Origin of the sequence: Bradyrhizobium sp., assembly GCF_035309285.1 — a bacterium.
In the GTDB taxonomy this organism is placed as follows: domain Bacteria; phylum Pseudomonadota; class Alphaproteobacteria; order Rhizobiales; family Xanthobacteraceae; genus Bradyrhizobium.
The window spans coordinates 1-24,840 of record NZ_DATGFH010000075.1; the positions used below are offsets into that span (position 1 = coordinate 1).

Sequence of the window (24,840 nt, forward strand, 5' to 3'; positions counted from 1 at the left end):
ATAGTCTTCTATCCGCGCAGGAAGCAGGCAGACCTGGTCCCGGCTCTCGCCGCTCTTGAATGTGTGATTCGTCATAAACCGAATCGTACATCAATTGCCGGAAATGCCGAGTTCTTGCCCAGCCTCGACGGGCAAATCATCTTGCTTCTCTTTATCAGAAACGTCAAGGGTCTCTGGTTAAAATATTTTGCTTCCGTTTTTCGTAAATGTATGATTGGCTGACCGCATCCCGTCTCACGCAAGAGGGGCGTATCGCGATCGTCACGAACGCGAGGCGGGGATGCGATGGACGCGTACGAGCCGACTGACGAACGGCGCGGCATGCGGACGAGCGAAATCGTGTTGTCCTGGCCCCCCGACGCTGGGGTCAAGCTTGCCGGTTGATGATCGGCAGGCGACGGAGGCTAACAAGCCCGGCACTCCGGGGAGACCACGTATAAGCCGTAAACCATCGCGCAGGGAATGCCGGAGTGTGTTCGGTTGTACCTGTGGACTGCTCGTGTGCGTTCTTAGCGCATTTGCTGCACACGAGGCGCGCGGGTGCAACGGCACCCGGCATTCCCTGCGCTCTCTTGCTTTTTCGAGGGCGGCGAAACGATGCATCACTCGGGCATGTCGTGCCGCGGGGGACGCAGACCTGTGCTTCCTTCGCGATCCTGCATACGAGGTGCGGCCCGAACCGGTCTCGCTTCGTCCGTAGCAAATATCAGCCATGCGTTGGGTTCGCCCCCAAACTCGGCTATAGGGGCTTTCCTATCGAATTAAGTCTCAAAAGATCCGGAGAAACGCCTGTGACCCAACCTGCCGCGCCCGTGCCTGCGCCCGTCCTCGAAGCGCTGGCGCGCTATGACACGCCGACGATCTGCAATGCGATGGAGGTGGTGGCGCCGGAACGGCGGCTGATCGGCTACACGACGAAACCGCTGGTCTGCCCGTTTCCCGACCTGCCGCCGATTGTGGGCTACGCCCGCACGGTGGCGATCCGCTCCGTGCTCAAGTCGGGGCTTGCCGCCGCCGAGCAGGCCAAGCGCCGTATCGATTACTACGAATATGTCGGCACCGGTCTTGGTCCGCGCATCGCCGTGATCCAGGATATCGACGGCGCCGATGCCGGCTATGGCGCGTTCTGGGGCGAGGTGCAGAGCAATGTGCACAAGGCGCTCGGCTGCCTCGGCGTCGTCACCGACGGCTCGATCCGCGACATCCCGCAATGGGCTCCGGGCTTCCAGGCGCTGGCCGGCTCGATCGGCCCGTCGCATGCCTGGGTGCATGCCGAAAGCTTCGGCGGGGAGGTGCGCGTCGCCGGCATGACCGTGAAATCGGACGACCTCATCCATGCCGACCGCCATGGCGCCATCGTGATCCCCTATGATCTCGCCGCCAAGCTGCCGGACGCCTGCGAGCTCTGCGCCCGGCGCGAGACGCCGATCCTGGAGATCGCGCGATCCAAGGACTTCTCGCTGGAGAAGCTGAAGGACGCGCTGAAGCGCTCGGCGGAGATCCACTGAACCTGGCAGGAGGCCGCGCCATGAACATGAACGGCAAGACGGTTCTGATCACCGGCTCGACCGATGGCGTCGGCCGCTATGTCGCGGGCGAGCTGGCGAAGCAGGGGGCGCATGTCCTGCTTCACGGCCGCGACGCGGCGCGCGCGAAAGCGCTGGTCGACGAGATCAAGGGGCGCGGTCACGCCGCGCCGACCTTCTATCAGGCTGACCTGTCCTCGCTTGCCGGCGCGCGGCAGCTTGCGGAGGCCGTCAAGGCCGATCACAACAAGCTCGACGTCTTCGTCAGCAATGCCGGCATCGGCTCGCAGAGCAATGGGCCGCAGCGGCAGGAGAGCGCCGATGGTCATGAGCTGCGCTTTGCAGTGAACTATCTCTCGGGGTTCCTGCTCGCCTATCTCTTGCTGCCGCTGATCAAGGCGGCCGCACCATCGCGTATCGTCAATGTTGCTTCGCTCGGTCAGCACCCGATCGATTTCGACGACGTGATGATCACCAAAAATTATTCAGGATCGCGTGCCTATTCCCAGAGCAAGCTGTCGCAGATCATGTTCACGATCGACCTCGCCGACGAGCTGAAGGGAAGCGGCGTCACCGTCAACTCGCTGCATCCGGCGACCTACATGAACACCACCATGGTGCGTGCCGGCGGCATCACGCCGATGTCCACGGTGGAGCAGGGCGGAGCAGCGATCCTCCATCTCGTGTCTGGCGACGACGTCGCCGGCAAGACGGGACTGTTCTTCAACGGCACGAACGAGATGAAGGCCAATGCACAGGCCTATGATGCGGCGGCGCGAAAGCGGCTGCGCCAGCTCAGCCTGAGGCTTACCGGCCTAGCGTGACGAGTGGCAGGGCCCCATGTCCGGAACGATCACTCGGCGGCGGCCGACTGCTTGGTTGCGGCCAACGCGTTGGCGATGGCGTCATCAACCTGCTCGAGCCAGATGAAACTGAGCTTCTCCCGTGCGCTCTTGGGAATGTCATCAAAGTCACGGCGATTGCGCGCCGGCAACATCACCCGGGCGAGGCCGGCCGCCGCCGCGGCGACGACCTTCTCCTTGATGCCGCCGACCGGCAGCACCAGCCCTCTGAGCGAGATTTCGCCGGTCATAGCCGTATCATACCGCACCGTACGCTCGGTCAAGAGCGAAGCCAGCGCGGTGAACATTGCAACGCCGGCGCTCGGTCCGTCCTTGGGTGTGGCGCCTGCGGGAACGTGGACGTGGATATCGCTCTTTTCGAAGATCGCCGGGTCGACGCCAAGCTGCGAGGCGCGGCTTTTGACCAGCGTCAGCGCGGCCTGCGCGCTCTCGCGCATGACGTCGCCGAGCTGGCCCGTCAGGATCAGCGCACCTCTTCCAGGAACGCGTGTGGCCTCGATGAAGAGGATATCGCCGCCGACCGGCGTCCAGGCCAATCCCGTCGCCACGCCGGGTACGCTCGTGCGCAACGCGATCTCGCCTTCGAACCTCGGCGCCCCGAGAATGGGGATCAGGTCCTTGGCTGCGATCGTCACCTTCGTGGCGGTCCCTTCCGCAATCTGCACGGCGGCGTGCCGCAGCGCGCGTCCGATCTCGCGCTCCAGCGAGCGAACGCCTGCCTCTCGCGTGTAGCCCTTGATGATCTGCCGCAAGGCCTCGTCTTCGATCTCCGCCTGCTCGCCCGAGAGGCCATTGGCCTTAAGTTGCCGGCGCACCAGATAACGGCGCGCGATCTCGAGCTTCTCCTCTTCGGTGTAGCCGGGCAGGCTGATGATCTCCATGCGGTCCTGCAGCGGCCCCGGAATCGTGTCGAGCATGTTGGCGGTGGTGATGAAGACGACCCGCGAGAGATCGAAGGGCACGCCGAGATAGTTGTCGCGGAACGTCGCGTTCTGCTCGGGATCGAGAACCTCGAGCATCGCCGCCGATGGGTCGCCCTGGATGCCGCGTCCCATCTTGTCGATCTCGTCGAGCATCATGATGCAGTTGCGCGCGCCGGCCTTCTTGATCCCCTGAATGATGTTGCCGGGCAGCGCACCGATGTAGGTCCGGCGGTGACCACGGATCTCCGCCTCGTCATGGACGCCGCCGAGGCTCACCCTGACGAATGGCCGGCTCATGGCGCGCGCAATCGATTGCCCGAGCGAGGTCTTGCCGACGCCGGGAGGCCCGACGAAACAGAGGATCGGCGCCTTGCCCTGCGGCGCCAATTTTCGCACGGCCAGATATTCGATGATCCGGCTCTTGATCTTCTCCAGCCCAAAATGGTCCTCGTCGAGGATGCGGCGGGCCTGCGCGATATCGATCGGCTTTTCGTCCGGCAGCGCCCAGGGCAGCTCGATCAGCCAGTCGAGATAACTGCGTACCATCCCGGATTCCGCCGCCGCCTCCGGCATCCGTTCATAGCGCCGCAACTCCTTGCGCGCCTGGCTATCGGCTTCGGGCGGCATCTTGGCTTTGGCGATGGCCTCGGTCAGCTCCGCGACCTCCTGGGCCTTTCCATCACCTTCGCCCAATTGGCGCTGGATCGTCGCCATCTGCTCGCGCAGGATGGCTTCGCGCTGACGCTCGTCGAAGGCCGCCTTGGTCTTCTGCCCGATTTCATTGCTGAGGCGCAGGACCTCGAGACGCTCGGCCAGGAACGTCGAAACCCGCTCCACTCGCCTGGGGAGATCGACGGTCTCCAGGATTTCCTGCTTCTCCTGCGGCTTGAGATCCATGTAGGCGGCGGCAAGGTCGGCAAGCGTCCCGGGAGACGAGGTGGACTGAAAAAGGGCGACGAGCTCCGGCGGCGCCTGCGGCAAGAGCTCGATCGCCTCGATCGCCTGCCGTTGCAGGTTGAGAAATCTTGCCTCGATCTCCGGCGAGCTTGTCGTGGGCTCCGGGATCTGGAGCACGCGCGCGACCGGAAACGGCGTGGCGGGAAGAAAGTCCTGAATGCGGGCGCGCTGCACCCCCTGGCAGACGATGTGATGGCTGTCATCGGGCGCAGTGATATAGCGCACGATGTTGGCAACCGTGCAGACGCGGTAGAGGTCATCCGGCGTCGGGTCGTTCGCGTCGGCGTTGCGCTGAAGCAGGATTCCGACTGGCCGCTGCTCGCGCAGCGCCTGCTGTGCAGCGGCGACGGACTTCGAACGGGCGATGGCGATAGGGGTGACCACACTGGGAAACAACACCATGTTGCGAACCGGAATGATGATCAGGGCATCCTGGGGAATCTGGACCGGATTTGGAGCGGATGCGCCGGCGGACATCTGTTGTGATTCGTTGTCCATGGCCATGGCGAGCTCATCCCAATTTTGCCAAGCGGAAGACAATGCACCCATTCACGGCAATGTGGCTGACCTCGAAACGTCCAGCCGGTAACGCGATGCGGCGCTCGAAGCGGCCTTGCGGAAGCTCGAGCCGATGGATGAGCGCATTCTGTAGTTCCGCCGGAAGTGTCCGGTTGCCGCTGATAATGAGCACGCCGTTCTCGACGACCGCCTCAACCTGATCGGGGTCCACGCCCGGCAATGCGACGAGAATCAGAAGTTCCTGATCGGTTTCCAGGACGTCGATCGGAGGTTCCCAGGACGGTTGGGCCGCAGGCCGAAGATTGAAGAATTGCTGACGCATCCGCTCGGCGCGCGCGAACGAGCCGATGGCTTCCGACAGCATCCAGTTGATGGGATCGTTTGCCGCCATTGGTGCCTCGATGCCTCCCCGCGGTACGTATGGTTAGCAGAAGGTTGAGGCTATGTCAGGACGCCGGACGTCGCCTCGGCGGGTGGCGAGATCGTCCGCCATATAGTGATCTGCGCGGTGTCCGCGGGGTTCGGAATGCGCTTAACCTTTACGCGTCTTTAATGGCGCCGCCTTAGGGTCCTCAAACGCGGTTCAGGATGAGCCGCGTGCCGTCCAGGATGGCCGGCCAGTCGCGTATGCGTTGGAGTCTCCCATGGATATTACGACGGGCGTAGGGCTTGTCTTCGGCATAATCGTCATCGCGACGATAATGCTCCTGGGCGGAGATCTGAGTATCTTCCTCAGCGACCATGCGGGCATCATCGTGTTCGGCGGCTCGATCGCGGCGACGATGATCCGCTTCCCGCTCGGCGTCATGCTGCACGGCTTGCCGCTGGGAGCAAAATATGCATTCACGATGAGCCGGCTGTCGGCCCGCGACCTCGTCGACGAGCTCGCCCGCATCGCCGAAATCGCGCGCAAGCAGGGTCCGGTGGGCCTCGAAAAGGTGGAAGCCGAGGACTCCTTCCTCGCCAAAGGCATTCGCTTCGTCGCCGACGGTTACGATCTGGAATTCATCCGCGACAATCTCGAGCGCGACCGCGACAATTTCCTGATGCATCTCGATGAAGGCAGCAAGATCTATCGCGCCGTCGGCGACTGCGCGCCGGCGTTCGGCATGGTCGGCACGCTGATCGGCATGGTGCAGATGTTCGCCAACATGACCGATCCCTCCAAGCTCGGCCCCTTTATGGCCACCGCGCTGCTCGCGACGCTCTACGGCGCGGTGCTCGCCAACCTGCTTTGCCTGCCGATCGCTGACAAGCTGCATGGCAAGCTCCTGGATGAGGAAACCAACCGCACGCTGATCATCGACGGCATCCTGATGATCCGCGATTCCAAGAGCCCAACGCTCGTCCGCGAGATGCTGCTCGCCTATCTGCCCGAGAAGCACCGCCATGAAGAGGGCGAGCCCGTTCCGGCCTGACGGCCAGGGCAAGGCGGGGCTTAAATCATGGCCAAGAAGAAACGCGGCGAGGCGCATAGCGGCGGACACGGTTGGTACGTGTCCTTTGCCGACCTCATGGGGCTGATGATGAGCTTCTTCGTGATGCTCGTCGCCTTCTCCACACAGGACGCCCAGAAGCTGAAAATCGTCGCGGGCTCGATGCGCGAAGCTTTCGGCGTGCAGACGCAGTCCCGCTTCTCCGGCATCATCGAGACCGATGGCGTTCCGACCCGGCCCAAGCTGAAGAACGTCGCCCACATCAATCCGGAGGAGGCCTCGAACACGCCGAGCCCGGATCAGCAGGACAACCATCGCACCGCCGGCGCCAAGCTGAAGATCGATCGCGAATTCGCACTTGCCTCCGCCTCACTTCGGCAGGCGTTGCAGGACATGCCGGAGCTGACCGAGATCTCCAAGCACATCATGTTCGAGGAGACCAAGCAGGGGCTCAATCTGGAAATCGTCGATCAGGACGGCCGCTCGATGTTCCCCGACGGCTCCAAGGAGCCCTATGAGCGCACGCGTCGGCTGATCGAAAGGCTCGCGATCCCGCTAAAGCAGACGCCGCTGCGCGTCTCCATCACCGGCCATACCGCAGCCGGCTTCGTTCCCGAGCGGAGCGACTATGGCGCCTACGAGCTCTCCGCGGACCGCGCCAACGCTGTTCGGCGGATCCTGGAGCAAGAGGGCCTGCCGGCGTCCCACATCTACGCGGTGTCCGGCGAGGCCGATAACCAGCCGTTGTTCCCCGACGACCCTTCGCTGTCGGCCAACCGCCGCGTAACCATCACGCTGATGCGCGAGGATCCTCCGGTTCCACCTGACCTGAAGCCGTAAGCCTGCCTTGCTACTATAGTACCGTCGACAACCAAGGTTGGAACGGCGAAACAGTGCAGCAAGGCTTGCCCAATCGAAGGGCGCACAAACGCATCGATCGGCAACCTATTTCATCCTGATCATCCTCATTGGCGCGGACCAACCGTTCGTCAGCGCACCGAAATAAGGCGCCCCGAAAAACCAGCCGCAAAAAGAACGTGTTGAAAAATCACAGGGTTAAAATATATGCGTTTTCGCATGCCGCGCCCCCAGATTCAGGCTAGTTTTGGCCTCCGGCGCGGGACTATAAGCCGCCTCGCTTTGCGATGGGTGCTGAGGAGCCTTTACGGGCCATAAATTCCATGACGACTGATGCTGTAGCTCCGCCTGTGGAAACAACGGCGGCCAACGGGCATGGCGACGCCCACTCCACAGTAGGTTTCGCCGCGCTCACGCTGGGCAGCATTGGTGTCGTCTACGGCGATATCGGAACCAGCCCCTTGTACGCGTTGCGCGAAGCCGTGGTCGCCGCAAGCGCCGGAGGCGAGGTGACCTCGCAGGCCATTTTCGGCGTGCTCTCCCTGATCATCTGGGCGCTCATCATTGTCGTGACGCTCAAATATGTGATGATCCTGCTGCGCGCCGACAATCACGGCGAGGGCGGCACGCTTGCGCTGATGGCTCTGGCGCAACGCGCCGTCACCAAGGCTGCCGGCGCCATCGTCCTGCTCGGCATCATCTCGGGTGCGCTGTTTTACGGCGACGCGGTGATCACCCCGGCGCTCTCGGTGCTGTCGGCGATCGAAGGTCTAAAGGTTGCCACCGCTGCGTTCGAACCCTACATCGTGCCTTTGACCGTGTTGATTCTGCTGGCGCTGTTTGCCGTCCAGGCGCGTGGGACGGCGCGGGTTGCGGCGTTCTTCGGGCCGATCACATTGGTCTGGTTCATCGTCATTGCGGCCGCGGCGATCAGCCCGATCATGCGGCACCCGGAGGTGCTGCTGGCGTTCAATCCGCTCTACGCCGTCTCGTTCATGCTCCATCACGGCATCATCGGTTTCGTGACGCTGGGTGCGGTATTTCTCGCCGTCACCGGCGCGGAGGCGCTCTATGCCGATCTTGGGCATTTCGGCAAACGGCCGATTCAGACCGCCTGGCTTTTCGTGGTGCTGCCTTCGCTTGCGATCAACTATACCGGACAGGCCGCACTGCTCATCTCCAATCCGAAGGCGCTGGAAAACCCGTTTTTCATAATGTTCCCGGACTGGGCGCTGATACCGATGGTGGTTCTGGCCACCGCGGCAACCGTGATTGCGAGCCAGGCGGTGATCACCGGGGCTTATTCGCTGACGCGCCAGGCGATTCAGCTGGGCCTGCTGCCGCGCTTTGAGATCCGCCACACCTCGGAAGCCCATTCCGGCCAGATCTTCATGCCGCGCATCAACCGGCTACTACTCGTGTTCGTGCTGCTGCTGGTCCTGATGTTCAAATCATCGAGTGCGCTGGCGTCCGCGTACGGAATCGCGGTGACTGGAACCATGGTGGTTACGGCGATGATGGGCTTTGTGGTCATCTGGAAGGTCTGGAGGTGGTCGCCGGTTGCGGCCGCTGCGCTGATCGCGCCGTTCCTCTTGCTTGATCTCACTTTCCTTGCAGCGAACCTGTTGAAGGTCTTGGAAGGCGGATGGGTACCCCTCGCGCTCGGCGGCTTCGTGATGCTGTTGATGTACACGTGGCGACGCGGCAGCAGGTTTCTGTACGAGAAGTCGCGCAAGCTGGAATTTCCGCTGGCCGATCTCATATCCATGCTGGAGAAGCGTCCGCCGCAGCGCGTTCCCGGTACCGCCGTCTTCCTCACCAGCGATCCCATGAGCGCGCCGACCGCGCTGATGCACAGCCTGAAGCACTACAAGGTGCTGCACGAGAAGAACGTCATCCTCACCATCGAAAATGCGCCGACGCCGCGCGTCGATCCGTCCGAGCGGGTCAGGCTGGAGCAGGTCAGCCCGACCTTCACCAAAGTGAGGCTGAAATTCGGCTTCATGGAAACGCCCAACGTCCCCAAGGCACTCGCGATCGCGCGCAAGCTCGGCTGGCAGTTTGACATCATGTCGACGTCGTTCTTCCTGTCGCGCAGGGCGCTCAAGCCCGCGGCGCATTCCGGCATGCCGCGTTGGCAGGACCACATGTTCATTGCGCTGTCGCGCACCGCCAATGACGCGACCGACTACTTCCAGATCCCGAGCGGACGGGTGGTCGAGGTCGGGACGCAGATCACCGTTTAGATACAGTCATCGATATAACCCGTTGGGGCGCTTGATTTTTGCGCCGACTGGCGCGAATTTCGCGTTCCTCAAGGGATAGTCGGGAGAAAGAGCGTGGCGGATCACAGGGTGCACGATTTGACGCCGGAAGAGGTGTCGAAGGGAATTGCGGACGGCCGCTATCTGCTCGTCGACGTCCGAGAGCCCAACGAGGTTGCTGTCGAGGCTTATCCGGCCGGCGTGGTCGTACCGCTCTCGACCTTCGATCCCAAGGCCATTCCCGACCCGCAAGGAAAGCAGGTCGTGTTCGCCTGCCGCTCGGGCAAGCGCTCGGTGACGGCCTCGCTTGCCGCCCAGGCTGCGGGGCTGCCCTATGACAAGCATCTTGCCGGCGGCATGCTGGGCTGGAAAGCGGCGGGCCATCCGACCAAGGCCGGCGGCGGCTGACCTTCCGATGGTATCTCACAACAAGGTCTTTGCGGACCTCCCAGTCACCATCTTCGAGGCGATGTCGCAGCTTGCGCGCGACAACAACGCCATCAATCTCGGTCAGGGTTTTCCTGATGATCCAGGACCCGAGGACATCCGTCGCGCCGCGGCCGACGCTGTTCTGAACGGCTACAACCAATACCCGTCGATGATGGGCATTCCGGAGCTGCGCCAGGCGATTGCAAGCCATTACGGGCATTGGCATCGCTTGAAGCTCGATCCGATGACGGAAGTGATGGTCACCTCCGGCGGTACCGAAGCGCTGACCAGCGCGATTCTGTCCGTCGTCGAGCCCGGCGATGAAGTCATCGTGTTCCAACCGGTCTATGATTCCTACCTGCCGATCATTCGCCAGGCCGGCGGCATCCCGCGCCTGCTGCGGCTCGAGCCGCCGCATTGGCGGCTCTCGGAAGAGATGCTGAAGAGCGCCTTCAATCCCAAAACCAAGGCGGTGCTGTTCAACAATCCGCTGAATCCGGCGGCCGTGGTCTATCCGCGTGAGGACCTCGAGCTTCTGGCGCGGTTCTGCCAGGAGTTCGACAGCGTCGCGATCTGCGACGAGGTCTGGGAGCACGTGATCTTCGACGGGCGCGAGCACATCCCGCTGATATCAATTCCAGGCATGCGCGACCGCACCATCAAGGTGGGTTCGGCCGGCAAGATTTTTTCGCTGACCGGATGGAAGATCGGATTTGTCTGCGCGGCGCCCGCGCTGCTTCGTGTCGCTGCCAAGGTGCATCAGTTCCTGACCTTCACTACCGCGCCCAATCTGCAGGCGGCGGTCGCCTACGGTCTCGGCAAGCCCGACGATTATTTCTTCGACATGCGCACGCAGCTCGCAAAAAGCCGTGACCGCTTGACGGCGGGCCTTGAAAGCCTCGGCTTTCCGGTATTGCGCTCGCAGGGCACCTATTTTCTCACCGTCGACCTGTCGCCGCTCGGCCTCAACGAGACCGACGAGGCGTTCTGCCGGCGCATCGTCAACGACTACAAGGTTGCCGCCATTCCGCTATCGGCCTTCTACGAGCAGGATGCCGTCACCTCGGTGGTGCGGTTTTGTTTCGCAAAGAAGGATGCGACTCTGGACACCGCGCTGGAGCGTCTGTCGGACGCGGTGAATCGCCGGAGAAAGGTGGGATAGGGATGCCAGGTTGGCGGCGATTTCGTTTCCTTGCGGCGCTCGCCGCGGTTGTGCTGCTGATGTCGGCCGCGGCGAGGGCCGAGGAGCGCGTCGTCAATTTCTACAACTGGTCGAACTATATGGCGCCGGATGTCCTGGACAATTTCACCAAGGAGACCGGTATCAAGGTGGTCTACGACACTTTCGACGCCAACGAGACGCTGGAGACACGGCTGCTCGCAGGCAAGTCCGGCTACGACGTTGTCGTTCCCACGGCCTACTTCCTGCAGCGTCAGATCACTGCGCATGTTTTCCAGAAGCTCGACAAGTCGAAGCTGCCGAACCTCGCCAACGCGTGGCCGATGGTGACACAGCATCTGGCGACCTACGATCCCGGCAATCTCTACGCCGTCAATTACATGTGGGGCACGACCGGCATCGGTTACAACGTGAAGACGGTACAAAAGATTCTTGGCCCCGATGCCAGAATCGATAGCTGGGACATGATCTTCAAGCCCGAGAACCTCGCCAAGTTCAAGGATTGCGGCGTCCATATGCTGGATTCCGCCGACGATATTTTCCCGGCGGCGCTCGGCTATCTCGGCCTCGATCCTAATTCGACCAAGCCGGCCGATCTGGAAAAAGCCGCCGATCTCGTCAGCAAGATCCGTCCCTATGTGCGGAAATTCCACTCGTCCGAATATCTGAGCGCGCTCGCAACGGGCGAGATTTGTCTGGTCGTCGGCTGGTCGGGCGACGTCATGCAGGCCCGCAGCCGCGCGGCCGAAGCCAAGAATGGTGTCGAGATCGGCTACGCCATTCCCAAAGAGGGCGCGCAGATGTTCTTCGACAATCTCGCGATCCCCGCCGACGCGGAGCATGTCGCGGAGGCCTATGAGCTGATCAACTATCTCTACCGGCCGGAGGTCGCGGCGAAAAATTCCGACTTCCTGTCCTATGCCAACGGCAATCTCGCGAGCCAGAAGCTGATCGATCCGAAGATTTTCAATGACAAGAACATCTATCCGGACGAGGCGACGCTTTCAAAACTGTTCGTGATCACCGCGCGCGATCCCGCCACCCAGCGCATCATCAACCGGCTCTGGACCCGGGTGAAGACGGGAAGGTAGCGCGACGACTTCGTCATTGCGAGGAGCATAAGCGACAAAGCAATCCATCGTGCGGCCGAGACGTGGATTGCTTCGTGGAGCCTGTCATCGGGCCGCGCTCTGCGCGGACCCGTTGGCTCGCAATGACGATCAGCGGCTACCGCCATCTCCGGTGCAGCCATAGCCACTGTTCCGGATGTTCGCGGATCCAGCCTTCGACCACGCTGGTGATCGCCTGCGTCATGCCCTGAATGTCGATCTTGCCCGCGGCGTCGCGCACGGGGGGGACTTCGTCAGTGAGTTCGGCACGAAAGCGGTTGCCGGGGAGGCGGACGATGCGCACGCCGTGCACCGGGCATTCGATCTGCCGCAGCAGGCGCGCCAGCATCGGATTGGCCTTCGTCTTGCGGCCGAAGAAGGTGACCTCGACGCCGCTGGTCAGATATTGATCGACCAGCATGGCAACGTGTTGTCCCCTTTGCAGGGCTTGCGCCAGGCGCAGCGGCGCGTCGCGGCCGGCCGGGATCAGTGTTCCCATGTTGACCTGGCGCACCTTCTGGATGGCACGATCGGCGGAAGCGCTGTTGGGCCGGCGATAGAGAATGGCGGCGTCAAGGCCGTGGGCGACCGCGGCGAGCGCCGGCAGTTCCCAATTGGCGAGGTGACTGGCGAAGATCAGCGCCGGCTTGCCGTCGAGTCTCAGGGAGTGAAAGCGGTCGTGCATCTCGCGCGCAATCTCGATGCGGCCGTTGGGATCGGGATTGGCCTCGTTGTAGTCCCAGACATGATCGATATGCGCGAACTCGGCGCCGACCCGGCCCAGATTGTCCCAGACGCCGGCAAGGATCGTCTCGATTTCCTCGGGCGATTTTTCTGGGAACGCGGCCGCGAGATTCGCGCGCCCGATCTTCTGCTCGCGGAGCAGCGGGCCAACGGTGCGAGCAACGCGGCTGAACAGGCTACCCATCCTGTCGGGATCGAAGGAGCGGGCGGCGCGCAGCAAGCCGACCGTCGCGGCGCCAACCGCAGTGTCGCCAAGCGGCTTCACCGCCTCGCGAATTCCTGCTCTTGCCCGCGCCAGCAGACGGTTCATCAGTTTCGACAGACGGAGCCGGCTCAGGCCGGTTCGCGCGTCAGGATCAGCGAGGCGTTCTGGCCGCCGAAGCCGAAGGAGTTGGACATCACCGCGGTCACCCGCGCTTCTCGCGCCTTGTTGCCGACCACATCGAACAGAATCGTGGGATCGGGGTTCTCGTAGTTGATCGTCGGCGGAATCCGCTGATGCTCGAGCGTGAGCAGGGAGAAGATCGCTTCCACCGCGCCCGCAGCCGAGATCGTGTGTCCGACCATCGATTTGTTCGACGTCACCGGAATCTGCTTGGCGCGCTCGCCGAAAACCGCCGAGATGGCCTGATATTCCATTTTGTCGTTCTCTGGCGTCGCAGTGCCATGCGCGTTGATGTGATCGATGTTTTCCGGCGTCATGCCGGCATCGGCGAGGGTCTTCTTCACGCAGCCGATGATCGGCTTGCCGTCCGGGCTCGAGCGCGTGCGGTGGAAGGAATCGGTGAGCTCGCCGCAGCCGGCGATGACGCCGAGGATGTTGGCGCCGCGCGCGGTGGCGGCCTCATAGCTTTCGAGCACGAGCGCGCCGGCACCTTCCGCCATCACGAACCCGTCGCGGTTCTTGGAGAACGGCTTGGATGCCGCCTGCGGCGGGGTGTTCTGGGTCGACAGTGCCGACAGCAGCGAGAAGCGAATCAGGGCTTCGGCATTGACCGAGCCCTCGGCGGCGACGCAGAGCGCGATGTCGGTCTCGCCGCGGCGGATCGCCTCGACGCCGAGCTGGATTGCGGTGGCCCCGGACGCGCACGCCGTGGACAGCGAAATCGGCGATCCCTTGGTGCCGAACTTGTCGGCGAGATAGTCCGCGACCGAACCAAGCTGGAAGCGACGGTGATAGGCGATGAACTTTCCGCCGCCGCTGACACGCAGCATGTCGTTGTAGTCGATCTCCTGCTTGCCGATCGCGCGCCCCAGCTCCATGCGCTGCGGCCATTCCACCTCGATCGGCGCAACGGCCAGAAACAGCGGTCCCGGAAAATCTCCCTTGCGGCCAACGCCGGACTGATCGAGGGCTTCCTCCGTCGCAAGTTCGGCCAGCCGCTCGCTCAGTCCGCTGGACGTGAATGGCTCGATCGGAATGAAGTCGACCGTCCCCGCCATGGTCGTCTTGAGGCTCTCGATCGGAAAGCGGCTGATGGTCCGGATGCCCGATTCGCCCGCGGTCAGCTTGGCCCAATTGTCGGTTTTGCCCGCGCCGAGGGAGGTCACCACCCCCATGCCGGTGACGACAACGATTGGCCTGCCGAATTTGTCGCGTGGTGCTGACATCATTTCCCCCGCTTCAAGTCCATCCTCAACGGATCGCTTCGACCAGCGCCATTCCTTCGCCCCGCCAATGGCCGACGCCGACAACGACAATCTGGGCCGGCGGCTTCGACATTTCAATCTCGAATCCGCCTGAGTCGTTTGGCGGAAAGAGAGCCCCGCGGGAAATCGAAAGTGCGGCAAGTGCGATTCCCAGCGGAAACTGCGCTTCCACCAGATGTCCGAAACCGGTGCCGGTCGCCCGTATCGCGAAATCCGGATGCTCGCCAAGGAAGCTGCGTTCCTGCGACGTCACGGGCTCGACTCCGGTGGCGCCGGTGATGATCGCGCCGCCGGGCGCAATTGGGCCAAGCTCCGACCACAGTTTTTTCAGCGTGCCGTTGACGTCGCCTGGCTGCCTGCGCCGGCTGTGGTCGCCGACCACCGTGGTCAGGCGTGCAAAGGGTTTGGCTTCGCGCGCCAGCGCGTGCTTTTTCGATTCGATCACCAGGAACGCGCCCGCTGAGCCAAGCGCGAAGCCCGGGTGTTGCTGCCGCGCCCAGACGGGAGCGAACTTGTCGCGGAGGTTGTAGTCGCCGAACTCGTAGAGGACCAGCATGTCCTTGCGCTCGCCGTTTTGCGAGCCCCCAATCAGGGCGATGTCGCTCTGACCGGCCGCGATGCGTGCGAGCGCGATGCGCGCGGCGTCTACGCCGGCGGCTTCCTCGCCCATGAAGGTGCGGGATGTTCCGCACACGCCATGCACGATGGCGATGTTGCCGGCAAGCAGGTTGGAAAGCTGCGCCAGGAACAACGTCGGGCGCAAGCCGCTCATCAGTTGCTCGTTGAGGAGGCCAGGCGCGGCATTTCCCTTGGCCTGCGTGGTCAGGATCGAACAGTCCACGGCAAGGTCGCGTTCGCCGCCGCCGGCGGCGATCACCATGTCCATCCGGCCAAGGATTTCCTTGTTGCCCTTGACACCGGCCGATTCCAGCGCGAGGCCCGCGGCGTAGGTGCCGATGCGCTGCCAGGCCTCCATCTGGCGCTGATCGCCCTTTTTCGGGATCTGGGTGTCGAGGTTCACCTGTGTCCAGGGGTGGACGACATAGGGCGCGAAATTCTTCTCGTCGACATTGACGCGTCGGGCCTCGAGCGCCTCCCAGTTCGCGTCCAGCCCCTCGCCGAGCGACGTGGCAAGTCCGATGCCGGTGATCCAGACTTCCGCTGGTTCCGCCTTCAACGCTGGTGTGGCGCTCATGGCTGCAACGCCTGCTGGGGAAAGCCGATGCGCTTGGCGACCGCGTCCATATGGCCGCGCAGCGCCGGGTTGGGAAAGGGGATGTGGCTGAAGGTGATCGTCGCATTGCTCCGCAGCTTGCCGGCCACCTTCACCTTGGCGTCGGTGATCGCGTAGCCCGAGCCTTCATGGACGAGGCTGGCCTCGACCGTGAGCAATTCGCCCGGTGTGACGAAGCCGCGCATCTTCGCTTCCTTGACCGCGGCCAGGAACGGCATGCGCTCGAACTTCATCAGCGCAACAAGGAGCCAGCCCGAGGTCTGCGCCATCGATTCGATCAGGAGCACGCCGGGCATGATCGGATAGCCCGGGAAGTGTCCCTCGAAGATGGTGTTCTCGGCAGGCACCTGGGCCTCGACGGTGATCGTCTTCTCGACCGTGTTGAGGTCGAGAATCCGATCGATCAATTGGAAATATTCAAGATGCATGACGCGCGGCTTTGCGCCCCTTATACGCTGGCGCCCTTGGCGGCGACCAATTCGTCGATGCGCGCGCAGAGGTTCTTCAGCACGAAATACTGCTCGGTGGTCGCCTTGCCGTCGTTGACTTCCTGCGTCCACTTTTCCAGCGGCAGCTTGATCCCGAACGCCTTGTCGATGGCAAACGCGATGTCGAGGAAATCAAGGCTGTCGATTCCCAGATCGTCGATCGCATGGCTATCCGGCGTGATCGTGTCGCGCGGAATGTCGCAGGTTTCAGCGATGATCGTGGCGACCTGATCGAATGTGGAAGACATCACTAAACCTTTGATATATTGGGGAAATTCCAAGAAGTTGCGGCGAGCGGACTGCGAACGCCCCCGGAACCTGCCGTCCCCGCTGCCCGTGGTCGAGTGCCCGTATATCGGAGCGCCGCCGTTAGTTCAATGGAGGCGGTCCGGGCGGTCCGGGTCGAAATTGGCGCCAATTGGCGGGGGTGGTCGGCGGCACGCCTATTGGGCCGAAATCCGGACGCAGTCGTGCCGGCCCATCAGCACGCAGTCCTGGGTCCGGCGCAGATCGGCGATGCTCATGGCAAGCCAGATCGCAACCGCAGTGAGCGCGACTGTGAAGGCAAAGGCGGCGACGTTGGCGAGCATGCGCTGACGGAAATCGTCCGGCTCTTCGCGTGGCGTCTCATAGCGCGACAAATCCAGGCGCTGGAGCACGGCCGGCTCGGGCGGCGAATCGTGATGCAGAGGCGTCACCACGGCGTTGCCGCGAAAGGTCGGCGTCTGCACCACGGGCGGTTGCTGCGTGTTGCGCAGCCGGAATTGCAGCACCCGGTGCTCCCCATCCGTTGCGATCGGCCGCTGGTTCTTCACTGCTTCCACCTAGGGCTGCACGCCGACACGCAATGTAGCACGCTCGCCCCTGGCCTCACAGGAAATGTTGTCGCCGCGGCACTGCACAGAATGGCTAAGGCTCGAAAGTGTCATGGAACCTGCCGTAATCGATTCTCACCCGGCCATCCTCGGTTGTGTCCAGGACATCGGCATAGCGGTGACCAAAACGGATGTCGCCGTGCTCGTAGGGCTTGCGCGCATGCACGGTTTGCGCCGCAACAACATCGTAGCCCGACACCACCACCACGAGCGAGATGTCCGACTCCTCAAAATCGGCTGGGCCGAGCCCATAGAGCGGGCTTTGCTCATCGATCACATGGTAAAGCGTCCAGCTCAGCGCGAGCGCGGGGCTTTCATTTCGCATCAGCGGCAGCTCATAGAAGCGGCGGACCTCGTGACCTTCCTCGGTCACGGTGTCCCTGAACATCCATAGCCGTGCGGTCGCGTTGCCGATGATGTTGTGCCGCTCATTGGCGAAGCGCACCATCAGCGTCGGCACGCCGTCGTGGTTCGAGATCACCGGATTGTTGGCAAACAAGAGGCGAGCGCTCGGCCGCGAGAAGCGGGCGAAGATGAGCCCGGTCATGAGCGACATCGAGAAGATGCCGGTGAAGAGCTCGACCGCCGCGATGAAGTGACCGTAATGGGTCTGCGGATGCATGTCGCCGTAGCCGGCGGTCGAGAGCGTCTCGATCGAGAAATAGAGATAATCGATATAGGCCCGGTGCAGCACGTTCGAGATCGGATCATCGCCGATCCAGTACAGCACCGCGAATGCGGCGTTGAAGGCGACGAACACCAGCGCCGCGCCGGCGATGAAGGCCGGCCACGACGCCGTCATGCAACGATGACTGATGTCGGCCCAGAAGCTGAGTTGCAGCCCTTCGGTGACGATCTCGCGGCCGCCAAGCCGGATCACCCGAGCCTTCGGCGTCCGCTCGCTCTCGCCTCTCATCATCCTCTTAGGATTCTCCTCAAAGGCGAGCGCTCGGGGATTTGATCGCTTGCGTCGCCATGCCATAATCAAAGCAATTTCAGGTAATTATTGGCAGCCCAAAACGGGAGTTTCAAGTTATGTCAGGTCCCCGCGAGCCGCGCGTTCACCCCGTCAAGATCCTCGATCTGCGCCCGACGCAAATGACGGTCGGCATGATCGAGGTCAAGGATAAGATCAAGCGCTTCGAGGAAATGAAGAAGAGCGACCAGGAAACCGCGATCGGAAAGCACATGATTCCCGTCGTGGTCGGACCGGACCATCGCTTTTATGTCGTCGATCACCATCACCTCGCCCGGGCGCTGCACGAAGCGAAAGTGAAGGACGTCCTGGTGACCGTGATCGGCGATCTCAGGATGGTGGAACGCGACGCTTTCTGGGGCGTGATGGACAACAAGCGCTGGGTCTATCCCTATGACGCCAAGGGCGAACGCCGCCATTTCAAAGACCTGCCGAAATCGGTGAAGGATCTGAAGGACGATCCCTACCGCAGCCTTGCGGGCGAGCTGCGGCGCGAGGGCGGATTCGCCAAGGACACCACGCCATTCAGCGAATTCCTGTGGGCGGACTTTCTGCGCCGGAAGATTTCGCGCAAGACGATCGATGGTCATTTCCTGAGGGCGCTGGAAAAGGCCAAGGAGCTGGCGAAGGGGGCCGACGCGATTTATCTGCCCGGGTGGTGCGGCCCCCACGCCGACGATTAGTGTCCGGCGCGCACGCTATTTCGGCACGCGCCCCATCAGGTAGAATTCGTCATTGGCGCGCATGCCGGTGACGTTAGCGATGCGGTTGGAGAGCGCGAAGAACGCCGAAATGGCCGCGATGTCCCAGATGTCGTCGTCCGTGAAGCCATGGGCCGCCACCGCCGCGAAATCGGCCTCCGAAATCTCCTCGGCTGCGCGACTGACCTTCATGGCGAAGTCGAGCATGGCGCGCTGGCGCGGCGTGATATCCGCCTTGCGGAAGTTGACGGCGATCTGGTCGGCGATCGTCGGGTTCTTCGCTCAGATGCGCAGGATCGCGCCATGCGCGATCACGCAATACTGGCACTGGTTGGCCGCCGAGGTTGCGACCACGATCATCTCGCGCTCGGCCTTGGTGAGCCCGCTTTCCTTGTCCATCAGAGCGTCGTGATAGGCAAAGAAAGCGCGGAACTCGTCGGGACGGCGTGCCAGCGTCAGGAATACGTTCGGCACGAAACCGGATTTTTCCTGCACGGCGAGGAGCCGCGTGCGGATGTCCTCGGGCAGCGTGTCGATGGCGGGCGCGGGGAAACGTTTGGCTTGAGGCTGGGTCATCTATTGGTTCCGGCTTGTCGCGTGAGCTGCCGGAACCATAGTGGATGGGCGCGGGCCGCGCAAAGCGGATGCGCTTAGCGCAGCGGCTTCTTCAGGAGCGAGAAGCGGTCGGGATCGAGCCCCTGCGAGGGCTGTAGCAACGGCGCTTCCATCGAGGACAGCGTCCGCGGCGCCGGCCGCTCGAAGAGGGGGTCGCTGGGAACGTCGCGCTGCGAGGTCGCGCCGCGCCAGCGTTCCAGCACGGCGCTGACGAAATGCATGTCGTGGCCGGCGGCGACCGACGGCACGGTCTTGATCGCGGCCTCGCTGCGCGGCAATTGGTGCGGCGGCACTTCCTTGAAGCGGAGCCGTGTCGGCAGCGCCACGCCTTCGCCGAAGGCGAGCACCTCTCGGGTGCCGAGCGACGGCACAAAGGACAGCAGATTCGCCGCGGCATCCGAGACCGCCGATCGCAAGAGCGCCTGGTCGCGGTCGTTGGCGAGCCGCATCGCAAACAGCGTGTTGCACTGGGAAATGATGGTGGCGTCGAGCTCGGCCGGGCGTTGCGTCACGAGGCCGAGATAGACGCCGTATTTGCGCCCCTCCTTGGCGATGCGCGACACCGCCTTGCGGGTCGGGCCGAAACCGATATTGCGGTCGGCGGCAGCATAGCGGTGCGCCTCCTCGCAGACGAACAGCAAGGGCGAGACGCCGTCGCTCCACAGGCCGAAATCGAAGGCCATGCGGCAAACGACCGACACGACGGAATCGATGACTTCCGCGGGGAAGCCGGCGAGCTGCATCACCGTCATCGGCTTGCCGTTGGCCGGCAGGCGGAACAGATGGCTGATCACCTCCGCCATGGTATCGCCGCCGACATTGGCGTTGTCGAACATGAAGGCGTAGCGCGGATCGTTGCGCACGGTCTCGATGCGCGAGATCAGCTTGTGATAGATGATGCGCGACGAACGGTTCTCGAGCTTGCCCATGCGTTCGTCGATCAGCGAGATCAGATCGACCAGGCGGTACGGCACCGGGGTGTCGACGGTATAGCCGACCTGTTTCGGATCGATGCGCTTCAAGCCGATGCGGTCGGCGTTCTGGTATTGGGTGTAGATGCCCTTCGCCATCGGAACGACCTCGGCGAGGATATCCAGTTCCTCCGGCACGCCAGGGCGGCCCGCGAACAGGACGTCGACGATTTCCTCGAAATTGAACAGCCAGAATGGCAGCTTCAGATTTCGCGGGTTCAATACCAGCGCGCGGTCGCCGAAGCAGCGGCCATATTCGTTGTGCACGTCGAGCAGGAAGATGCGCAGATTCGGCCGCGACTGGAGGATTTCGTTGAGCAGCAGCGAAACGCCCGTCGATTTGCCGACGCCGGTCGAGCCCAGAACCGCAAAATGCTTCGACAGCATTTCCTCGACGTCAACATAGGCGATGACCGAACGGTCCTGCTGCAGCACGCCGACATTGATCTGGTCGGAGCCCGAGGGGGCATAGACCGTGCGCAGCTCCTGGTTGCTGATCAGCTCGACGACATCGCCGATAGTCGGATAGTGCGTGACGCCGCGCTGGAATTTCGGCCGGTCGCCGCCCAGGATTTCGCCGAGCAGATCGACGCCGGCGCTCGCGATATAGGTGTCGGAGGCCTGCATGCCTTCGGTCGTCACGTCCGTGATCATGGCAACGATGACTGAGGTCGCGCAGCGGATGCTGACGAATTTGCCGACGGTGCCCCGCACCTCCGAGAGCGGCATCTGGCCAGAGGCCAGAAGTCCGACCCGGGCGAGCGAGCCGCGCACCGAAATCACACGTCCGAAGGAAGTCACGGTGGTCCCTGAGTTGTCGAAAAATGGATCCCAGCTGGCACTATGCGGGCCGTCCTTGGACAAACCGTTAAGCCGCCGCGGTCGCATGTTCTTCAAATCTGCAGCATTTTGGCGCAAGGGGGCGTAGGTCGGCGCCGGGTGCTGTCGGGACGTCGGTAAAATCGGGGCTTTTTGCCTTCGGCGCGCGGCCGGCGGCCCTTAACGGGTGGTTTACCAAGCTCACGAAGGAGGCCGCGCCAAGCCTTCGCGTGACGCGGGCCGATTGCCGCAGGGGCCAATGTTGATCATCCACAGGCGAACGAAACCATGTTACTCGCCTCACGAGCAAGGATTGGAACCGTATAGCCCGAGATGGATCGTAGCGACGTCTTGATCATCGGCGGCGGCATCGCCGGCATCGCTGCCGCACTCGACCTACTCGACGCCGGAAATTCCGTGCAGCTCGTCGACCGCGACGAGGAAGCGGCCTTTGGCGGGCTGGCGCGCGAAAGCTTTGGCGGCATGTTCTTTGTCGACTCTCCGGAGCAGCGCCGCCAGGGCATCCGCGACTCCGTCGATGTCGCTTTCCGTGACTGGTGCAGCTTTGCCGAGTTCGGCGCGGAGGATCGTTGGCCCAGAGCGTGGGCCGAGGCCTACGTGTCGCGCGCGACCGCAGATGTGTATCGATGGGTTCGGCGGTACGGCGTGAGCTTTCTTCCGGTCGTCAACTGGGTCGAGCGCGGCGAATTTCAGCCGGGCAACTCGGTGCCGCGCTTTCATGTCGCCTGGGGAACCGGCAAGGGGCTGACCGAGGCGTTGATCGAGGCCTTGCGTGGGCACAAGAACGTCGGTCGCTTGACGCTGCGCTTCGATCAGCGGGTCGAGCGGCTCACGATGCAGGGCGGCAGGATCGATGGCGCCGCGGGCCACGACGAGAAGACCGGCGCGCCGTTTGAAGTAAAGGCCGAGCAGGTGGTGGTGGCCGCCGGCGGCATCAACGGCAGCGACCTCACGCGCGTGCGCCAGAACTGGCACCGCGACTGGGGCACGCCGCCGGAAACGCTGCTCTCCGGCTCGCACCGCTTCGCCGACGGCACGCTGCATGACGCCACCGTCAAGACCGGCGGTGTGCTCACCCATCTCGACAAGATGTGGAATTATGCGGCTGGTGTGCATCACCCGCGCCCGCGCAAGCCGCTGCACGGCCTGTCGCTGGTGCCGCCGCGCTCGGCGCTGTGGCTCAACTGGCGGGGGATGCGGATCGGGCCGCAGCCCCTGGTGTCGGGCTTCGACACGCGACGGCTCGTCACGGAGATCTGTGCGCAGCAGAGGCAATATTCCTGGCAGCTCATGAACATGAAGATCGCGCTAAAGGAATTGGCGATCTCGGGCGCAGAGCACAATCCCTCGATCCGCAACAGGAACAAGCTCGGCTTCCTGCGCGACATATTATTTGGCAATCGCTGGCTGGTGGACGAGATGATCAGCAATTGCCGGGACTTCATCATCGCGTCCTCGCTGCCGGAACTGGTTGAGAAAATGAATGTGCTGCAGGGCGACGATGCGGTCGAGTTGAAGGCGGTGCAGGATGCCGTCAGTCATTACGACGCGACCATTGCCCGCGGCGAGAGCTTGATGAATGACGAGCAATTGCGGCGCATCGCGTACTTGCGCCGATATCGCGGTGACCGCATCCGCCTCTGCAAATTCCAGCCGATCCATGACGCAAAGGCATTGCCGCTGATCGCGGTTCGTGAATTCATCATCAGCCGCAAGAGCCTCGGCGGGATCAGGACGGATCTGGAGAGCAGGGTGCTTGATGCTTCCGGCGAGCCAATCGCCGGGCTTTACGCGATCGGCGAGGTCGCGGGCTTTGGCGGTGGCGGCGTACATGGTTTGCGCGCGCTGGAAGGAACGTTTCTCGGCGGCTGCATCTTCTCGGGGCGCATCGCCGCGGCGTCGATCGTGGGCCGGAAGCTATTCTGAGGTTGAGGAAGCACCATGAAAAGAACGGGAGCCTGGCTCACGGTATACGCGCTGGAGCAGATCGGGGCGCGCTTCACCTTCGGCATTCCCGGCGTGCACACGACCGAGCTCTATGACGCGCTCAACAATTCCAACCGTATCACTCAGGTGCTGGTCACGCATGAGGGCGGCGCGTCGTTCATGGCCGATGCGGTCGGCAGGCTCTCGGATTCGATCGGTGTGCTGACGGTGGTCCCGGCTGCTGGCCTGACGCATGCTGCAAGCGGCATTGGCGAGGCCTTTCTCGACGGCGTGCCGATGCTCGTGCTCTCGGGCGGCCCGCGCACCGACACCGGCCATCGCTATCAGCTCCACCAGATGGACACCCACAAATTCATGAGCGGATTGACGAAAGCGACGTTCCGCGTCACCCGCCACGACGAGGTCGTTCCGATGCTGTTCGAGGCCTACAGGATCGCGACCTCGGGCGAGCCGGGACCGGTGTTCGTCGAGCTGCCGGTCAACATTCTGCTGCTGACCGAGGAGATCGGCGAGCTACCGCAATTCCAGTCCGCGCCAGCACCGCGTCTCAAAGACGGAGCAGAGATTGCCCGCGCGGGCGAGCTGCTGGCGGGCGCCAGGCATCCTTGCATCTTTGCCGGCTGGGGCGCGCGGGATGCGACCGAAGAGCTCATTCGCCTTGCCGAATGGCTGGATGCGCCGGTCGCAACGACGCTGCAGGGACTGTCGGTCTTTCCCGCCAATCATCCGCTTCATGTCGGCTTCGGCTTTGGCGCCTCCGCCGTGCCGGCGGCGCAAAATGCCTTCAGGAATTGCGATTGCATGGTGGCGATCGGAACGCGGTTCTCCGAGATCGCGACCGGCAGCTACGGCGCCGATGTGCCGGCTGATCTGATCCACATCGACGTCAATCCCGACGTCTTCAACGCGAATTTCCCGGCCAGGGTGGCGATCGCCGGCGACGCGCGTCGCGTGCTGACGCTGCTCGTCAACGAGCTCGAAGCCACGCCGCCGCGCCGGGTTGCGAACGATGCACTGCGCGAGCAGATCAAGCGCGACAAGGCCGTCTATCGCGAAAGCTGGTATCGCCACGACGCCAGGGACATCGTCAATCCCGTGCGCTTCTTCGACGAGCTCAGACGGCAAATGCCGGACAACGGCATCATCGCGATCGACGACGGCAACCACACCTTCCTCACCGCCGAGCTGATGCCGATCCATGCGCCGAAGAGCGTGATCCTGCCGACCGACTTCAACTGCATGGGCTATGCGGTGCCAGCCGCGATCGGCGCCAAGCTCGCATGCCCCGACCGCACCGTGCAGGCGATCGTCGGCGACGGCGCCTTCATGATGACCTTCATGGAGATCCTGACCGCGGCCACCAACAATCTCGGCGTCGTGTACTACGTCTTCAATGACGGCGAGCTCGCGCAGATCGGGCAGGCGCAGGCCATTCCCTACGGCCGCAGGCCCTGCACACAAATCGGCAGGCTCAACATCGAGGGCGTGGCGCTTGCGACCGGCGCGGCCTATTTGCCGATGAACGACAATGCCGAAATTGCCGGCGTGATCAGCAAGGCGAACGAGATCGCCGCCGGCCGCAGGCCGGCGATCGTAGGCATCCGCATCGACTATTCCAAAAAGACCGCGTTTACGCTCGGCGCGGTGAAGACCAATTTCGGCCGCTTCCCGCTGAGCGAAAAGCTGCGCTTCCTCACCCGCGCCGCCGTCCGCCACGTGGTCGGATAGTTTTCGC

The 24,840-nt window shown here is 63.1% G+C and carries 22 protein-coding genes and 1 pseudogene; 12 read left to right on the forward strand and 11 right to left on the reverse strand.

All coding sequences use genetic code 11. The annotated features are described in order from the left end of the window. The 3 genes from VKR55_RS14580 to VKR55_RS14590 form a co-directional block, all read left to right on the forward strand. The coding region (locus VKR55_RS14580; RefSeq protein WP_324404550.1) for a hypothetical protein at positions 1-222 on the forward strand (222 nt) is incomplete at its 5' end. Positions 223-791: 569 nt separating this feature from the next. Then, on the forward strand, positions 792-1,508 hold the full coding sequence (locus tag VKR55_RS14585) for an RraA family protein (protein ID WP_324404552.1): 717 nt from the start codon (positions 792-794) through the stop codon (positions 1,506-1,508). Between the two features lie 20 nt (positions 1,509-1,528). Continuing rightward, a complete protein-coding gene (locus VKR55_RS14590; protein WP_324404554.1) occupies positions 1,529-2,350 on the forward strand; it encodes an SDR family NAD(P)-dependent oxidoreductase in 822 nt (273 codons plus the stop codon). Positions 2,351-2,379: 29 nt separating this feature from the next. Here the strand turns inward: VKR55_RS14590 and lon are convergent, their stop codons facing one another. Next, positions 2,380-4,767 (reverse strand): endopeptidase La, encoded by a 2,388-nt coding sequence (gene lon / locus VKR55_RS14595; RefSeq protein ID WP_324404738.1) that lies wholly within the window; start codon positions 4,765-4,767, stop codon positions 2,380-2,382. Positions 4,768-4,780: 13 nt separating this feature from the next. After that, the gene (locus VKR55_RS14600; protein ID WP_324404556.1) at positions 4,781-5,179 is read right to left on the reverse strand and encodes an Hsp20/alpha crystallin family protein; all 399 of its coding nucleotides are present in this window, start codon (positions 5,177-5,179) and stop codon (positions 4,781-4,783) included. A gap of 253 nt (positions 5,180-5,432) precedes the next feature. Here VKR55_RS14600 and VKR55_RS14605 point away from each other — a divergent pair, with 253 nt between their 5' ends. From VKR55_RS14605 to VKR55_RS14630, 6 genes are all read left to right on the forward strand, one after another. Further along, positions 5,433-6,206 carry a motility protein A gene (locus VKR55_RS14605; RefSeq protein ID WP_324404558.1) on the forward strand — a complete coding sequence of 258 codons (774 nt, stop codon included), beginning with the start codon at positions 5,433-5,435 and terminating at the stop codon, positions 6,204-6,206. Positions 6,207-6,233: 27 nt separating this feature from the next. Beyond that, positions 6,234-7,064 carry a flagellar motor protein MotB gene (locus VKR55_RS14610; RefSeq protein ID WP_324404560.1) on the forward strand — a complete coding sequence of 277 codons (831 nt, stop codon included), beginning with the start codon at positions 6,234-6,236 and terminating at the stop codon, positions 7,062-7,064. 341 nt (positions 7,065-7,405) lie between these two features. Beyond that, the gene (locus VKR55_RS14615) at positions 7,406-9,328 is read left to right on the forward strand and encodes a potassium transporter Kup (protein WP_324404562.1); all 1,923 of its coding nucleotides are present in this window, start codon (positions 7,406-7,408) and stop codon (positions 9,326-9,328) included. Between the two features lie 93 nt (positions 9,329-9,421). After that, positions 9,422-9,754, forward strand: coding sequence for a rhodanese-like domain-containing protein (locus tag VKR55_RS14620; RefSeq protein ID WP_324404565.1), 333 nt, complete (start codon positions 9,422-9,424; stop codon positions 9,752-9,754). Between the two features lie 7 nt (positions 9,755-9,761). Beyond that, the gene (locus VKR55_RS14625; protein ID WP_324404567.1) at positions 9,762-10,937 is read left to right on the forward strand and encodes an aminotransferase; all 1,176 of its coding nucleotides are present in this window, start codon (positions 9,762-9,764) and stop codon (positions 10,935-10,937) included. Positions 10,938-10,939: 2 nt separating this feature from the next. Further along, positions 10,940-12,046 carry a polyamine ABC transporter substrate-binding protein gene (locus tag VKR55_RS14630; RefSeq protein WP_414642376.1) on the forward strand — a complete coding sequence of 369 codons (1,107 nt, stop codon included), beginning with the start codon at positions 10,940-10,942 and terminating at the stop codon, positions 12,044-12,046. A gap of 136 nt (positions 12,047-12,182) precedes the next feature. Here VKR55_RS14630 and VKR55_RS14635 read toward each other — a convergent pair whose 3' ends face one another. From VKR55_RS14635 to VKR55_RS14665, 7 genes are all read right to left on the reverse strand, one after another. Then, positions 12,183-13,118, reverse strand: a complete 936-nt coding sequence (locus VKR55_RS14635; protein WP_324404569.1) for a lipid A biosynthesis lauroyl acyltransferase — start codon at positions 13,116-13,118, stop codon at positions 12,183-12,185. A 23-nt stretch (positions 13,119-13,141) separates the two neighbouring features. Further along, a complete protein-coding gene (locus VKR55_RS14640; RefSeq protein ID WP_324404570.1) occupies positions 13,142-14,419 on the reverse strand; it encodes a beta-ketoacyl-ACP synthase in 1,278 nt (425 codons plus the stop codon). A gap of 25 nt (positions 14,420-14,444) precedes the next feature. Further along, positions 14,445-15,653 carry a beta-ketoacyl-ACP synthase gene (locus tag VKR55_RS14645; RefSeq protein WP_324404572.1) on the reverse strand — a complete coding sequence of 403 codons (1,209 nt, stop codon included), beginning with the start codon at positions 15,651-15,653 and terminating at the stop codon, positions 14,445-14,447. After that, the gene (locus VKR55_RS14650; RefSeq protein ID WP_324404574.1) at positions 15,650-16,120 is read right to left on the reverse strand and encodes a 3-hydroxyacyl-ACP dehydratase FabZ family protein; all 471 of its coding nucleotides are present in this window, start codon (positions 16,118-16,120) and stop codon (positions 15,650-15,652) included. Before VKR55_RS14650 ends, VKR55_RS14645 begins: the two co-directional genes overlap by 4 nt. 20 nt (positions 16,121-16,140) lie before the next feature. After that, on the reverse strand, positions 16,141-16,428 hold the full coding sequence (locus tag VKR55_RS14655) for an acyl carrier protein (RefSeq protein ID WP_324404576.1): 288 nt from the start codon (positions 16,426-16,428) through the stop codon (positions 16,141-16,143). Between the two features lie 195 nt (positions 16,429-16,623). Beyond that, positions 16,624-16,995: a hypothetical protein gene (locus VKR55_RS14660; protein WP_324404740.1), complete on the reverse strand. Its 372-nt coding sequence runs from the start codon at positions 16,993-16,995 to the stop codon at positions 16,624-16,626. Between the two features lie 94 nt (positions 16,996-17,089). After that, complete coding sequence (locus VKR55_RS14665) at positions 17,090-17,974, reverse strand: ion channel (protein WP_324404578.1); 885 nt, start codon at positions 17,972-17,974, stop codon at positions 17,090-17,092. A 116-nt stretch (positions 17,975-18,090) separates the two neighbouring features. Here VKR55_RS14665 and VKR55_RS14670 point away from each other — a divergent pair, with 116 nt between their 5' ends. Next, complete coding sequence (locus VKR55_RS14670; protein WP_324404581.1) at positions 18,091-18,714, forward strand: ParB-like protein; 624 nt, start codon at positions 18,091-18,093, stop codon at positions 18,712-18,714. Between the two features lie 15 nt (positions 18,715-18,729). On the opposite strand, the pseudogene VKR55_RS14675 reads toward VKR55_RS14670, so the two are convergent. Beyond that, positions 18,730-19,308 (reverse strand): annotated as a pseudogene (locus tag VKR55_RS14675) (peroxidase-related enzyme). Between the two features lie 74 nt (positions 19,309-19,382). Then, positions 19,383-21,119 (reverse strand): ATP-binding protein, encoded by a 1,737-nt coding sequence (locus VKR55_RS14680; RefSeq protein WP_324404583.1) that lies wholly within the window; start codon positions 21,117-21,119, stop codon positions 19,383-19,385. A gap of 351 nt (positions 21,120-21,470) precedes the next feature. Between VKR55_RS14680 and VKR55_RS14685 the strand changes: the two genes are divergently transcribed. Together VKR55_RS14685 and VKR55_RS14690 are read left to right on the forward strand one after the other, a co-directional pair. After that, entirely contained in the window at positions 21,471-23,084 is a 1,614-nt protein-coding gene (locus tag VKR55_RS14685) for an FAD-binding dehydrogenase (RefSeq protein ID WP_324404585.1), read from the forward strand. A 15-nt stretch (positions 23,085-23,099) separates the two neighbouring features. After that, the gene (locus VKR55_RS14690) at positions 23,100-24,833 is read left to right on the forward strand and encodes a thiamine pyrophosphate-binding protein (protein WP_324404587.1); all 1,734 of its coding nucleotides are present in this window, start codon (positions 23,100-23,102) and stop codon (positions 24,831-24,833) included. Positions 24,834-24,840 lie beyond the last annotated feature (7 nt).

Coding starts and splice junctions, on each gene's coding strand:
- VKR55_RS14590 (WP_324404554.1), top strand. CDS start 1,529: ATGAACATGAACGGCAAGACGGTTCTGATCACCGGCTCGACCGATGGC.
- lon (WP_324404738.1), bottom strand. CDS start 4,767: ATGGACAACGAATCACAACAGATGTCCGCCGGCGCATCCGCTCCAAAT.
- VKR55_RS14600 (WP_324404556.1), bottom strand. CDS start 5,179: ATGGCGGCAAACGATCCCATCAACTGGATGCTGTCGGAAGCCATCGGC.
- VKR55_RS14605 (WP_324404558.1), top strand. CDS start 5,433: ATGGATATTACGACGGGCGTAGGGCTTGTCTTCGGCATAATCGTCATC.
- VKR55_RS14610 (WP_324404560.1), top strand. CDS start 6,234: ATGGCCAAGAAGAAACGCGGCGAGGCGCATAGCGGCGGACACGGTTGG.
- VKR55_RS14615 (WP_324404562.1), top strand. CDS start 7,406: ATGACGACTGATGCTGTAGCTCCGCCTGTGGAAACAACGGCGGCCAAC.
- VKR55_RS14625 (WP_324404567.1), top strand. CDS start 9,762: ATGGTATCTCACAACAAGGTCTTTGCGGACCTCCCAGTCACCATCTTC.
- VKR55_RS14630 (WP_414642376.1), top strand. CDS start 10,940: ATGCCAGGTTGGCGGCGATTTCGTTTCCTTGCGGCGCTCGCCGCGGTT.
- VKR55_RS14635 (WP_324404569.1), bottom strand. CDS start 13,118: ATGAACCGTCTGCTGGCGCGGGCAAGAGCAGGAATTCGCGAGGCGGTG.
- VKR55_RS14640 (WP_324404570.1), bottom strand. CDS start 14,419: ATGTCAGCACCACGCGACAAATTCGGCAGGCCAATCGTTGTCGTCACC.
- VKR55_RS14645 (WP_324404572.1), bottom strand. CDS start 15,653: ATGAGCGCCACACCAGCGTTGAAGGCGGAACCAGCGGAAGTCTGGATC.
- VKR55_RS14650 (WP_324404574.1), bottom strand. CDS start 16,120: ATGCATCTTGAATATTTCCAATTGATCGATCGGATTCTCGACCTCAAC.
- VKR55_RS14655 (WP_324404576.1), bottom strand. CDS start 16,428: ATGTCTTCCACATTCGATCAGGTCGCCACGATCATCGCTGAAACCTGC.
- VKR55_RS14665 (WP_324404578.1), bottom strand. CDS start 17,974: ATGATGAGAGGCGAGAGCGAGCGGACGCCGAAGGCTCGGGTGATCCGG.
- VKR55_RS14670 (WP_324404581.1), top strand. CDS start 18,091: ATGTCAGGTCCCCGCGAGCCGCGCGTTCACCCCGTCAAGATCCTCGAT.
- VKR55_RS14685 (WP_324404585.1), top strand. CDS start 21,471: ATGGATCGTAGCGACGTCTTGATCATCGGCGGCGGCATCGCCGGCATC.
- VKR55_RS14690 (WP_324404587.1), top strand. CDS start 23,100: ATGAAAAGAACGGGAGCCTGGCTCACGGTATACGCGCTGGAGCAGATC.